The sequence below is a fragment of the Anaerolineales bacterium genome, assembly GCA_037382465.1.
In the GTDB taxonomy this organism is placed as follows: domain Bacteria; phylum Chloroflexota; class Anaerolineae; order Anaerolineales; family E44-bin32; genus WVZH01.
In genome coordinates, this window is sequence record JARRPX010000079.1 from 1 (window position 1) to 11,938 (window position 11,938).

An 11,938-nucleotide genomic window follows, 5' to 3' on the forward strand; every position below is an offset into this window, starting at 1 on the left:
TTGTTACAACATTGCGAAAATCAAATACAAACAACTCTGTTCAGTGAAAAACCTGGGGATTATCTTTATACGTCTCTTTTGCTCTCCGAAGGCACATTCAAGTAAGTTATGAAACCATCTCTTTCGAATCCCTGGCAATCAGCCGAAGCTTTTTTTGATTCATACTGGTGGAAATACCCCTCTAGTCATATTCACTTGCCAAACATATAGTTTCTCCCTAAGGATTCGTCCGGGAAAAATCTGCTTTTAGAGATTTAACTCCTTTATATCCCCGGTGGTGATGAAAACTACCCGCTCGGCGATGTTGGTCACACGGTCTCCGATGCGTTCGAGGTTGTGGGCGCACCACATCAGGAACGTCGCACGCTCGACGCTGCCCGGCTTATCGGCCATGATCTCGACCAATTCATCGAACACGGCCCGGTAGAGTCGGTCCATCTCATCATCGCGATCGGCGATTTCCCGCGCGAGTTTCGCGTCCCGCTTCACGTAGGCGTCCAGGATCGCCGCCAGCATTTCTTTCGCCAGCTTGGCCATGCGCGGCACGTCGATCAACGGTTTCAGCAGCGGTTCGTCGCCCATCAAAATCACGGTTTTGGCGATTCCCGAGGCATGATCTGCCATACGCTCCAGATCGACGACGATGCTCATCGTCGCCATCACCGCGCGCAGATCAGAAGCGGCAGGCTGCTGCGTGGCAATCAGCGCCAGGCATGATTCTTCGATTTGGTAGCGCAAGGCGTTGACGTTCTCGTCATCCTCGATCACCTGCTGGGCGAGAACTTGATCGCGTTTTTGAAGGCTTTCCAACGCCCTCGTAATCGCCTCATCCACCAGCTTACCCAGGCGCAGGATGTCCTCTTGAACGTGTAGAAATGCACGATCGTATGTAGCACGCAAACCTTGCGGCATGTTACGCCTCCCTCACCAATCCGAACTACCCAACGCGGCCCGTCACGTAGGCCTCTGTGCGCTCTTCCTGTGGCCGAGTGAAGATCTTCGGTGTCTCATCGAATTCCACCAATTCACCCAACCAGAACAATCCCGTTTTCTCCGAAACCCGCGCGGCCTGCTGCATGTTGTGCGTCACGATCACGATGGTGTAGCGTTCTTTGAGCTGGCGCACCAGATTCTCGATCTCCAGCGTCGCGATGGGATCGAGCGCCGACGTTGGTTCGTCCATCAAGATGACCTCCGGTTCGACGGCGATCACGCGTGCGATGCAAAGACGCTGCTGTTCCCCCAACGAAAGGTCGAGGGCGCTTTCATACAAATCATCTTCGACCACCTCCCAAATCGCGGCGCGTTTCAGCGAAGTCTCCACGATCTCTTCCAGTTCGGCGCGCGAAGTGGTCAGTCCCAAAACCCGCGGGCCGAACGCCACGTTGTCGAATATGGACTGCGGGAAGGGATTCGGTTTCTGGAAGACCATGCCGACGCGCTGGCGGAGATCGACAACATCCATATCTTCTTCATAGATGTCTTCCCCGTCCAACAGAATCGTCCCCTCGATCCTCGTGTTGGCGATCGTATCGTTCATCCGATTCAGGCAGCGCAGAAACGTCGATTTACCACAACCGGAGGGTCCGATCAGTGCCGTCACCTCACGCTCGAGGATCTCCATGGAGATTTGACTCAAGGCTTTGAATTCACCGTAGTAAAAGTCAACATCATGGACGGAATATTTTCTGTTCGTTTGCATCTCAGTCATTCATAGCATTGTACACTAAGTCTCCGATGCCGGGTTTAATTCTTAAGGGTATTAAGATGATGATCGTCCCTTCCAACTTCGTGAAGGACACACTATAATCATGCGGATGATTAACGGGCCGCACATAACGAAGCCGTACGTAGTATTCCTTTTTCTTGTTCTTCTTTTGCTCATCCCCTCATGTGCAAGACCTGCTAAGAGCAGCAGAGTGGTTTCCAGCTCCTCGGACACGATTGAAAACAAAGGTTCAGACACAATCGTCAACCTCGCTCTGGCATGGGCGGAGGCGTACCAGAAAATCCGTCCGGAAGCGCGCATATCTGTCACAGGCGGAGGATCGGGCACGGGAATCGCCTCGCTCATCAACGGCACGGTCGACATCGCCAACGCCTCGCGGAAAATCAAACCCGAAGAAGTAGCAAACGCTGAAGCGAACGGCATCGACCCCGTCGAATTCGTCATCGCCCGTGATGCGATTGCCATCATCGTCAATCTGGAAAATCCTGTCGACCGGCTGAGCATCGACCAGCTTTCCGACATCTACAGCGGCAAGATCAACAACTGGCTCGAAGTGGGTGGTGAAGACCGGCCCATCGTGCGCCTATCGCGGGAGACCAACTCCGGCACCCACGTTTACTTTTTGGAACAGGTCCTGCGCAAGGGCGACAAAAACGACAGGACGCTCTTCTCGCCCGATACGCTGCTGATGCCGTCATCCGAAGGGATCAGCGCCGAGATCCGCCAGAATCCGAACGCCATCGGCTACGACGGCCTGGGATACGTCACGGACGACTTGAAGGTCATCGCCGTTTCAGCCGGTCCCGATGGACCGTACGTTTTGCCATCGGCCGAGAGCGTCAACAATCAGGAATACCCAATCGCACGAGATCTATACATGTACACCGCTGGGCAACCCAGTGGTGCGATCCTGGAATACCTGGATTGGATCCGCTCTGCCGAGGCGCAAGCCATCGTCAAGGAACTGGGCTTCGTCCCAATCGCACAATGAGGTCATGATGCAATCTCGCAGCTGGAAAGAATTCCTCATCACCCGCATGATCAAGATTTCAGGGTATTCGGCGATCATCTTCGTGGTCATGATTTTCATCTTCCTCCTGCGAGAAGGTTCGGCAACAATCGTCGAAGTCCCCCTCAAAGACTTGTTCAGCACGCGCTGGTATCCCATCGAAGGTTATTTTGGAATTCTGCCGCTCATCAGCGGTTCGATCATCGTCACCATCGGCGCCACGCTGATCGCCGTGCCCCTGGGAGTCTGTTGTGCGATCTTCATCGCCGAGATCGCACCCCGCTGGGTGCGTGAGTTTCTCAAACCCCTGGTCGAGTTGCTCGCCGGCCTGCCTTCGGTGATGCTCGGATTTCTGGGCATCCTGGTGATCGCACCGGCAGTGCGCCAGATTCTCAACGTTCCCACGGGACTGACCGCCTTCACCGGTGCGCTGCTTCTCGCTGGAATGGCCATTCCCACCATCGTCAGCGTCGCCGAAGACTCGCTGGATTCCGTGCCGCGCACCTACCGCGACGCAGCCCTGGCCATGGGCGCCACGAAGTGGCAGACGATCTGGCGCGTGACCCTTCCCGCAGCCCGCTCCGGTGTGCTCACGGCCGTGATGCTCGGTGTCGGACGCGCCATCGGCGAGACGATGACCGTGATGATGGTTACCGGCAACGCCCCCGTGATGCCCACGGGACTCGGCTCGCTCTTTCGGCCCGTGCGCACGATGACGGCCACCATCGCAGCCGAGATGGGTGAGGTCGCCAATGGCAGTGTCCACTACCACACTTTGTTCTTCATCGGCATCGTACTCTTCGTGATATCGCTGCTGATCAACCTGGTCGCAGCGAGAATCGTTTTCCGCCAGCAGAAACGTGCCGAGAGGATTTTGTCTTAGAAGACGATGCGACGACCATGACCGATTCCGCCAGCACACCTTCCAAGGCCAAGCCGCGCAACACCAAACGGCGCAACCTGATTCAACGCCTGGGCTATACCGGCCTGATCCTCGCCGCCATCATCACCGTCACGCCCATCATCCTGATCGTCGTTTACATCTACAGCCGCGGGCTGCCCGCGATCTCGCTCGAATTTCTCACCGCCATGCCGAAGGACGGCATGCGGGCGGGAGGCATTTTCCCTGCGATCGTGGGTACGTTTTGGCTGACGATCGGCACCGGCGTGATCGCCGTGCCCCTGGGAGTCGGCGCCGCCATCTACCTCTCCGAATATGCGCCGGATAACCGCTGGACGCGCACCATCCGCATCGCCATCATCAACCTGGCTGGCATTCCCTCCGTGGTGTACGGCCTGTTCGGGCTGGGTCTTTTCGTCCTCTTTCTCCATTTCGGCACGAGCATCCTCGCCGGATCGCTCACCCTGGCCATCATGACCATACCGGTGATTATCAGCACGTCGGAAGAAGCGCTGCGCGCCGTCCCGAACAGCTTCCGTGTGGTGAGCATCTCCGTCGGGGGCACCCGCTGGCAGACCATCCGGCGCGTGGTGCTGCCGCAAGCGCTGCCCGGCATTCTCACCGGGGTGATTCTGGGGCTCGAACGAGCGGCGGGGGAAACGGCGCCCATTTTGTTCACCGTCGCTGCCTTCTTTCTACCCAGATTGCCGTCGTCGATCTTCGACGCCACGATGGCACTGCCCTACCACCTCTTCGTGATTTCCACCCAGGTTCCGGGAATGCCGGTGAAAATTCAATACGGCACGGCGGTCGTCCTGCTCACATTTGTTCTTGCAATGAACAGCGTGGCGACGGTCATCCGCTCACGGGCCAGAGCGAGGCGGCAATGGTGAGTGCGAAACAAACCCCGACTCTGGAAAACGATGGGACCGAACCGAGACCCAAGATCCTGATCGAGAATCTGACCGTGCGCTACTCGGACGGCACCGAGTCGCTGCGCCAGATCAACCTCGCCATCCCGGAAAACGCCATCACGGTCCTTTTTGGACCCGCCGGCGGCGGTAAATCGACCCTCCTGCGCACCATCAACCGCCTCAACGACCTGGCGGACGTCGTCGAACTTTCCGGACACCTTTACCTCGACGGCCGGGATGTGCTTGCCAAAGATCGCGACGTCATTGCGCTGCGCAGGAACATCGGCATGGTGTTTGCCCGTCCCGTCGTCCTGCCCATGAGCATTCGCCAGAATCTCACCTACGCTTTGGAACTCGCCGGCGTTCGCGATTCGGAACGCCTGAACCAGGCGGTCGAGGAAAGCCTCAAAGCGGCTGCGTTGTGGCAGGAAGTGGAAGACCGCCTCGACGAACCTGCCGTGAGGCTGTCCGGCGGACAGCAGCAGCGGCTCTGCATCGCCCGCGCCCTGGTACTCAAACCGGAGGTGATCCTGCTCGATGAACCTACCTCGGGCCTGGATCCGATCTCGACCGGAAAGGTCGAGAGTTCCCTGCACACCTTGAAGGAAGACTACACCATCGTCCTTGTACCGCATTCCGTCCAGCAAGCGGCGCGCGTGGCCGATTACGCCGCGTTCATGTTGGACGGACGGCTGATCGAATACGCCGAAGGCAAGCTGCTCTTTACCAACCCCAAGGATCAAAGGACAGAAGACTACATCGAAGGTCGTTTCGGCTAAAGCACCGGAAGCGCTTCCCACACCTGCACAGACTTCCACAACGATTAAAATATGAACTATGACTCTTGACGTAAGGCAGTATTCGAAATACACTCATTGCAACAGGCGCCCCCGCTGTACCGCGGTTCATCCGTCGGACGGCGGGGTCATTTTTTGGGTCCTGTTGTGCATGTTCGCCGGTATGCTGAGCCTAACGGCTTGCCGGCCGGCAACAGTAGACGCCACAAACCCGAGTACGATGTCCAGCCCCACTCGCCCATCTCCCACGATCAGCCCAAATGTGGCTGCGCCGACGGCGACGGCCACGGGCAGCCCAACCCCACATCCCTGCACGCAGCAGCCGGGCGAGGTGATCCGCAGCCAGGTCGTCGATTCCAGTTTGCCCCGCCCATTCCCCTTCCGTATCTACCTTCCTGCTTGCTACGATGAAGGTAGCGGAAGGACGTATCCGAGTCTCTACATGCTGCACGGTCTGGCGAAGGACGATTCAGAGTGGGATACGCTGGGAATCGACGAAACCGCCGACCTGCTCATATCGGATGGCAGCGCGCCGCCGTTCATCATCGTCATGCCCTTCCACGCCACGGGCATCGATCTCGAAACCGCACTCGCCGACGTCCTCGTCCCCTTCATCGACGAACAATACCGCACGATCCTCGATCCTGATTTCCGCTCGATCGGTGGGCTCTCCCGGGGTGGAGGACTGGCGCTGCGGATCGGCCTGCAAAACCCGAATCTGTTCCACGCCATCGGGATGCACAGCCCGGCCAACGTTTCAAGCCGCGAATACATCACGCGCCGGGTCGATCAAATCCCAGCGGACGTCCAGTTGCACCTGTGGATCGACATCGGCGATCACGATCCGCTTCTGGAATCCACACAACTGCTGATTTCCTGGCTGGAGGACCTCGGGATGGATCCGCTGACCTTCGTGAACACCGGTTTTCACGACAGCAACTACTGGTCCCAACACCTCGAAAGCTATCTCAAATGGTACGTCGGGACCTGGCCGACAGGAAACTGATTGCCGCGAGTATCCCCTACGCCACATAACACAGATGCCGGTCTTCAATTTGACGTAGGAGTCGAAGCAGACGGTGCAGGCAGCAGATCGGAGTCTCGCGGAATTCAGTAATGGGGATTTAAATGGGATTTCGTTTTAGCGCAAAACGCGGAGAATTTCTTCCTCGCTGATCGGCCCCGGCCGCAGAATCTGGGGCACGGCGCGCGTGCAATCCACAACCGTAGAAGGCTCTCCACCGGGTGTTTTTCCGCCATCCAAAATCAGCTCGATGCGTCCCTCCAGCGCCGTGAAAACGTCTTCCGCCGTACAAGGGCTCGGGTCGCCGGAACGGTTCGCCGAAGTCACTGCCAGCGGTCCGGCGACGGTAAGCAGTTGCAGCGCAAGACGGTGGTCCGGAACCCGGAGGCCGACCGTCTTGTCCACGCTGAGTTCTTCGGGCAAATCGGGCTTGCGCCAGACGACGATCGTCAAAGGTCCCGGCCAGAAACGGCTCGCGAGCTGTTCCGCATTCGAGGGCAGGCTGAGTGCGACCTTCGAAATCTCGTCCGCACCCGCCAGCAGGACGGGAATCGCTTTCGTATGCACACGACCTTTGACGCGGAAGATCCGTTGGATCGCCCCGGCGTCGTGCACGCGGGCGCCCAGTCCATACACCGTGTCCGTGGGAAAGGCCACCAAGCCGCCACCCTGAAGAATTTCCAGCGCACGGGCGATGGCTTGCGAATCACCCTCGGGAAGGACCTGCGTCTTTCTTCTCATCGATCCACGATCACCAAACGAGGCCGGCCGGCGTAATCTGATCGGATCTGCACACGATGCTGCGGCAGGGCGTGCGAAACATACTGCTGAATGGATTGCGCCTGCCCCGTCCCGATCTCGAAGAGTGCACGCCCTTGCGGGGACATGATCGAGGGCAGTGCATCCACCAGACGGCGTACGACGGCCAGTCCGTCCTCACCGCCGTCGAGCGCGATCCGCGGTTCGCGCTGCGCAACGTGCAAATCGCCCAACTCATCTTCCGGAATGTAGGGAAGGTTGGCACACAGCAGATCGAAACCTCCCGTGCGTACAAGTGGCGAAGCCAAATCCGCACAGATGAGGCGTACGAACCGGTCGACCCCATGCAGGCGCACATTTTTCCGCGCGACGCGCAGCGCATCCAAAGATACGTCGGTAGCGTAGACTCGCAAATCTTGAATCTCGCAAGCCAGCGTTATTGCCACACACCCCGATCCGGTGCCCACATCCACGACGGTCAGCGGATGGGAAGTCTCCCGATGGTATTCGAGTGCCGCGTCTACCATGAGTTCCGTTTCGGGCCGAGGGATCAACACGGAGCCGTCGAGCCGGAAGCGTCTGCCGTAGAATTCCCACCAACCCAGCACGTGGGGCAGCGCCTCTCCCTGCACGCAGCGATCCAGCAAGTTAAGGAATTCAAGCCCGTGTTCTTCTTCGAGTTTGCTTTCCGGGTGCGCCATTAGCCAGGATCGGGAACGATCCAGGATCTGGCCGAGAAGCAGTTGGCCGTCCAGGTTCGGGGTTTCGCTGCGATGTCCTAAAGCGCTGCGGCTCACGTCGAGCGCCGAGCGTACGGTAGCGGGGTATTTCACGATTCGTCTTCTATGGCTTGCAAGCGCTCGGCCTCTTCCTGCGTGGTCAATTCGTCGATGAACTCGTCGAGGTCGCCGTCAAGTACCGCGGGGAGGTTATACGAAGATAGATTGATGCGGTGATCGGTCACGCGAGACTGGGGGAAGTTATAGGTGCGGATTTTTTCCGAGCGTTCTCCCGTCCCCACCTGTGCACGGCGCGTGGCCTCTTCCTTCTTCTGCTGTTTCTCGAGCGCGATTTCATACAGGCGCGCCCGCAGGATGCTCATGGCCCGCATGCGATTCTGCAGCTGGGAGCGTTCGTCCTGGCACTGCACGACCATGCCGGTGGGAAGATGCGTCAGGCGCACGGCGGTGGAGTTCTTCTGCACGCTCTGCCCTCCCGCGCCCGCCGAGCGGTAGACGTCCATCTTGATGTCTTTCTCCGGGATCTTGATTTCGACCTCATCGGCTTCCGCCAACACGGCGACGGTGGCCGTCGAAGTGTGGATGCGTCCCTGCGACTCGGTGGTGGGCACGCGTTGAACGCGGTGCACGCCGGATTCGTGCTTCAGGCGCGAGAACGCCCCGCGCCCCTTGACCATGAAGATGATCTCCCGGAAACCGCCGACGCCGGTCTCGTTGGAGGACATGATTTCCACCTGCCAGCCGCGGCCTTCGGCGTAGCGGGCGTACATGCGGTAGAGATCGGCTGCGAAAAGCGTTGCCTCGTCTCCGCCGGTTCCGGCGCGGATTTCCATGATCACGTTGCGCTGGTCCCTCGGATCGCGAGGGATCAACATGGATTTCAACTCGGATTCGAGGGCGTCCCGCTTCGATTCGAGCCTTTCGACTTCTTCCTGTGCGAGATCACGCATCTCCGGGTCGTCGCTGTCGCGCAGGCTGATCGCCTGCTCGAGTTCGTCGCTCAAAGCCAGATATTCGCGGTAGGCGCTAACGACGGGCTCCAGCTCCGCCCGTTCGCGCGCCAATTCGGCGACGAGCTGGTGATCGTCACCGGCATGCGCCAATTCCTCGTCCAGGGCCTGCAGGCGCTCTTCGACGCCCGCCAATTTATCCAGCATTTCGACTCCACACAATAAACTCCCACGGATTCTGTGGGAGATGTGTTTCGATTATACCATGCGGACACAATCCAGGCCTTACCCCATGAGCCGGGAAACCGGCGCACACAAGTAGTGGAACACGAAGGGGAACTCCTGGCGCAATGCTTACGTCTATGTTACACAGGTCTCAAGCTCATTCTGGAGGTGCAGCATGCATCGGTGGAAGCCCATTTTCCTCGTACTGCTTACCGTTTCGATGGCCACGGTCGTTGTATTTCCCGCACGCGCCGACGGCATCATCATTCCCGAACCGCCGATCTGCGATCCGGGTCCCTGCCGTGAACCGTTTCCCGTTTCGCAGCTCGCCATTAAATATCACCACGTCGATGTCAGCATCGAAAACCAGGTCGCCATCACCCACGTCGATCAGGTTTTTCGCAACGACAACGACTGGACGGTGGAAGGCACCTACGTCTTCCCCATTCCGCCCGGCGCCTCGGTGACCGAGTTCACACTGTGGATCGACGGCGAGGCGGTGAAGGGTGAAGTGCTCGAACGCGACGAAGCGCGGGACATCTACGAGGACATCGTGCGCACGCTCCGGGATCCCGCCCTGCTCGAGTATCTGGAAGGGGGTGCCGTACAGGCCTCGATCTTCCCCATCGAACCGGGTCAGGAACGGCGCATCGAACTCGAGTACACCGAGGTGCTGCAGGTCGAGAACGGCCTGGTTCACTATCGCTATCCCCTCAACACGGAGAAATTCTCAACGCAGCCACTCGAAGACGTGCGCGTATCGGTGGACGTGAAAAGTCCGCATCCCGTACGCGCGATTTACTCGCCCACCCACACGATCGACGTGAACCGGGACAACGATTACCGCTTCGACGTGTCCTATGAGGAAAACGACGTCAAACCGGACGAGGATTTCGATCTCTACTATTCCGTCGCCGACGAGGACATCGGCCTCAACCTGATCACCTATCGAGACCCCGAAGAGGGCGACGGATTTTTCCTGCTGCTGGCTGCACCCAGCGTGGAAGTAAACCAGAATCAGCGCATCCCCAAGGACGTATTCGTGGTGCTCGATCGCTCCGGCAGCATGGATGGAGAGAAATTCATCCAGGCCCAGGAAGCGCTGGTCTACATCCTCGATCATCTGCATGACGACGACCGTTTCAACATTATCGCCTTCAGCTCGGGGACGCGCGCTTATGCTGATAACCTGCGCCCCGCGGAAGAAGCGGAGCAGGCGAAGGAATGGGTCTATTCACTCTCCGCGGCGGGTTCGACCGACATCAACCTCGCCCTGCTGGAAGCGTTGGCGCAGGTGGAGCGCAATCGTTCCACGATCATCCTTTTCCTGACGGACGGATTGCCGACGGAGGGCGTCACCGACAGCGAAGACATCGTCGCCAACATACGCAAGGAAGCTCCCGACAACGTGCGCCTGTTTGCTTTCGGCGTGGGCTACGACGTCGACACGTTCCTGCTCGATACGCTTTCCGGCAACATGCACGGCGCGACGACCTACGTCACACCGGACCAGGCGATAGACGAGACAGTCTCGGCTTTCTACGCCAAAGTCAGCACGCCAGTACTGACCGACATTGCGCTCGATTTCGGCGATGTGATCGTCAACGATCTGTACCCCGACCCGCTGCCCGACTTGTTTGCCGGAAGCCAACTGGTGCTCGTCGGCCGCTACAAGCATTCCGGCGGCGGTTCGATCGAGCTGCACGGCAGCGTGGAAGGTCGTGAGGTGACTTACGTCTACGAAGATCACACGTTCCGCTCTTCGGGTGGTCCGGATTTTCTGCCCCGACTGTGGGCCACGCGCAAGATCGGCGCCCTGCTGAATCAGGTACGCCTGCAGGGACCCAACGAGGAGATCGTCGATCAAATCGTGCAGCTCAGCATCCGCTACGGCATCGTCACGCCTTACACGTCTTACCTGGTCACTGAGCCGCAGATGCTGGGCGCAGAAGCCCAGGAGGACATCGCCACCAATGCGCTCGAAGAGATGGAAAGCGAACCGGCGGCAGTTTCCGGAGAGGGCGCCTTCGAACGCGCCGCAGCCGAAGGGGAGTACAAGGACGCCGACGTCCCGCTGGCGCCGGACGAAGAAGCCGGCGACGTCGTGCGCATCGCCGGATCACGGACCTACCGGCTCATCGATGGAGTCTGGATGGACACGGCCTTCGATCCCGAAAGCATGGACACGATCCAGGTCCCCTTCCTGTCCGAAGATTACTTCGCCCTGGCGGCTGCACGCAGCGATCTGGCCGCCGGATTTGCACTCGGCGATCGGGTGATCGCCATCACGGACGGAGTCGCGTACGAAGTCGTGCCGGAAGATTCGCAGGGCGACGAAGTCGACATCCCGGCCGATCGGACGGATGAAACCGCGAACGCGGAGGACTCGTCGGCATCCGGAGCGGAAGAAGAACCGGACAGCCGCAGCCACGACATCACCCTGCCCTGTCCCGGCGCACCGCTGGTGCTCGGAATCGCGCTGCTGCCATGGGTGGAAAAGAAACGGCGCAATAAGTGATAAACCAGTCGTCACCACAGGAACAGAGTATCTCGAACTTCGTAGGGGCGGGTTTGAAACCCGCCCCTACTTTTCGAATCGGCAGATGGAGGCTTAAAGTGTTTAGCCAGAGTTCTTTTGTAAGCGGATGCGGTCCTTAAGCATTGTTGTTATAACGATCCAAATCCCAGCGCATTGGATACTGAATGATCTGGCGACGTACGCTTTCCAGCGTGCCTTCATTACGGATGACGTGTTCCCAGTAGTTGCGTTGTCACAGACGTTTAGGGAAAGGAAGCCAATCCATCTTTTTTACCCCATCGACGTATCGTTTTGTGGTCATCGTTTTGAAACGATGTGTTACCTCGGGTAACGATAATGTAGGGGCAACCC

11 protein-coding genes are annotated in these 11,938 nt (G+C 58.7%); 6 read left to right on the plus strand and 5 right to left on the minus strand.

Features of this window, described 5'->3' with window-relative positions; all coding sequences use genetic code 11:
• Positions 1 to 246 precede the first annotated feature (246 nt).
• Both phoU and pstB read right to left on the minus strand, forming a co-directional pair.
• Positions 247 to 912, minus strand: a complete 666-nt coding sequence (phoU, locus tag P8Z34_15205) for a phosphate signaling complex protein PhoU (protein ID MEJ2552021.1) — start codon at positions 910 to 912, stop codon at positions 247 to 249.
• 25 nt (positions 913 to 937) lie between these two features.
• Positions 938 to 1,702 carry a phosphate ABC transporter ATP-binding protein PstB gene (gene pstB / locus P8Z34_15210; protein ID MEJ2552022.1) on the minus strand — a complete coding sequence of 255 codons (765 nt, stop codon included), beginning with the start codon at positions 1,700 to 1,702 and terminating at the stop codon, positions 938 to 940.
• 115 nt (positions 1,703 to 1,817) lie between these two features.
• Between pstB and P8Z34_15215 the strand changes: the two genes are divergently transcribed.
• The 5 genes from P8Z34_15215 (at position 1,818) to P8Z34_15235 (ending at position 6,356) form a co-directional block, all read left to right on the plus strand.
• The gene (locus P8Z34_15215; GenBank protein ID MEJ2552023.1) at positions 1,818 to 2,720 is read left to right on the plus strand and encodes a phosphate ABC transporter substrate-binding protein; all 903 of its coding nucleotides are present in this window, start codon (positions 1,818 to 1,820) and stop codon (positions 2,718 to 2,720) included.
• 7 nt (positions 2,721 to 2,727) lie between these two features.
• Positions 2,728 to 3,621 carry a phosphate ABC transporter permease subunit PstC gene (gene pstC / locus P8Z34_15220; protein MEJ2552024.1) on the plus strand — a complete coding sequence of 298 codons (894 nt, stop codon included), beginning with the start codon at positions 2,728 to 2,730 and terminating at the stop codon, positions 3,619 to 3,621.
• Positions 3,622 to 3,638: 17 nt separating this feature from the next.
• A complete protein-coding gene (pstA, locus tag P8Z34_15225) occupies positions 3,639 to 4,532 on the plus strand; it encodes a phosphate ABC transporter permease PstA (GenBank protein MEJ2552025.1) in 894 nt (297 codons plus the stop codon).
• Entirely contained in the window at positions 4,529 to 5,332 is an 804-nt protein-coding gene (locus tag P8Z34_15230; protein MEJ2552026.1) for a phosphate ABC transporter ATP-binding protein, read from the plus strand. Before pstA ends, P8Z34_15230 begins: the two co-directional genes overlap by 4 nt.
• 181 nt (positions 5,333 to 5,513) lie before the next feature.
• Entirely contained in the window at positions 5,514 to 6,356 is an 843-nt protein-coding gene (locus P8Z34_15235) for an alpha/beta hydrolase-fold protein (GenBank protein MEJ2552027.1), read from the plus strand.
• 135 nt (positions 6,357 to 6,491) lie between these two features.
• Here P8Z34_15235 and P8Z34_15240 read toward each other — a convergent pair whose 3' ends face one another.
• From P8Z34_15240 to prfA, 3 genes are read right to left on the minus strand one after another with little or no spacing between them, the layout of a single operon-like run.
• Positions 6,492 to 7,115 carry an L-threonylcarbamoyladenylate synthase gene (locus tag P8Z34_15240; protein ID MEJ2552028.1) on the minus strand — a complete coding sequence of 208 codons (624 nt, stop codon included), beginning with the start codon at positions 7,113 to 7,115 and terminating at the stop codon, positions 6,492 to 6,494.
• The gene (gene prmC, locus P8Z34_15245; protein MEJ2552029.1) at positions 7,112 to 7,966 is read right to left on the minus strand and encodes a peptide chain release factor N(5)-glutamine methyltransferase; all 855 of its coding nucleotides are present in this window, start codon (positions 7,964 to 7,966) and stop codon (positions 7,112 to 7,114) included. The genes P8Z34_15240 and prmC overlap by 4 nt, the downstream gene beginning before the upstream one ends.
• Positions 7,963 to 9,030 (minus strand): peptide chain release factor 1, encoded by a 1,068-nt coding sequence (gene prfA, locus P8Z34_15250; protein ID MEJ2552030.1) that lies wholly within the window; start codon positions 9,028 to 9,030, stop codon positions 7,963 to 7,965. Before prfA ends, prmC begins: the two co-directional genes overlap by 4 nt.
• 193 nt (positions 9,031 to 9,223) lie before the next feature.
• Here prfA and P8Z34_15255 point away from each other — a divergent pair, with 193 nt between their 5' ends.
• Entirely contained in the window at positions 9,224 to 11,566 is a 2,343-nt protein-coding gene (locus P8Z34_15255; protein MEJ2552031.1) for a VIT domain-containing protein, read from the plus strand.
• The last annotated feature ends 372 nt before the right edge of the window (positions 11,567 to 11,938 follow it).

What these genes read in the sequence shown, in the direction of transcription:
- P8Z34_15235 (MEJ2552027.1), top strand. Translation starts at nt 5,514, where the DNA reads ATGCTGAGCCTAACGGCTTGCCGGCCGGCAACAGTAGACGCCACAAAC.
- prfA (MEJ2552030.1), bottom strand. Translation starts at nt 9,030, where the DNA reads ATGCTGGATAAATTGGCGGGCGTCGAAGAGCGCCTGCAGGCCCTGGAC.
- P8Z34_15215 (MEJ2552023.1), top strand. Translation starts at nt 1,818, where the DNA reads ATGATTAACGGGCCGCACATAACGAAGCCGTACGTAGTATTCCTTTTT.
- phoU (MEJ2552021.1), bottom strand. Translation starts at nt 912, where the DNA reads ATGCCGCAAGGTTTGCGTGCTACATACGATCGTGCATTTCTACACGTT.
- pstA (MEJ2552025.1), top strand. Translation starts at nt 3,639, where the DNA reads ATGACCGATTCCGCCAGCACACCTTCCAAGGCCAAGCCGCGCAACACC.
- pstC (MEJ2552024.1), top strand. Translation starts at nt 2,728, where the DNA reads ATGCAATCTCGCAGCTGGAAAGAATTCCTCATCACCCGCATGATCAAG.
- pstB (MEJ2552022.1), bottom strand. Translation starts at nt 1,702, where the DNA reads ATGCAAACGAACAGAAAATATTCCGTCCATGATGTTGACTTTTACTAC.
- P8Z34_15255 (MEJ2552031.1), top strand. Translation starts at nt 9,224, where the DNA reads ATGCATCGGTGGAAGCCCATTTTCCTCGTACTGCTTACCGTTTCGATG.
- P8Z34_15240 (MEJ2552028.1), bottom strand. Translation starts at nt 7,115, where the DNA reads ATGAGAAGAAAGACGCAGGTCCTTCCCGAGGGTGATTCGCAAGCCATC.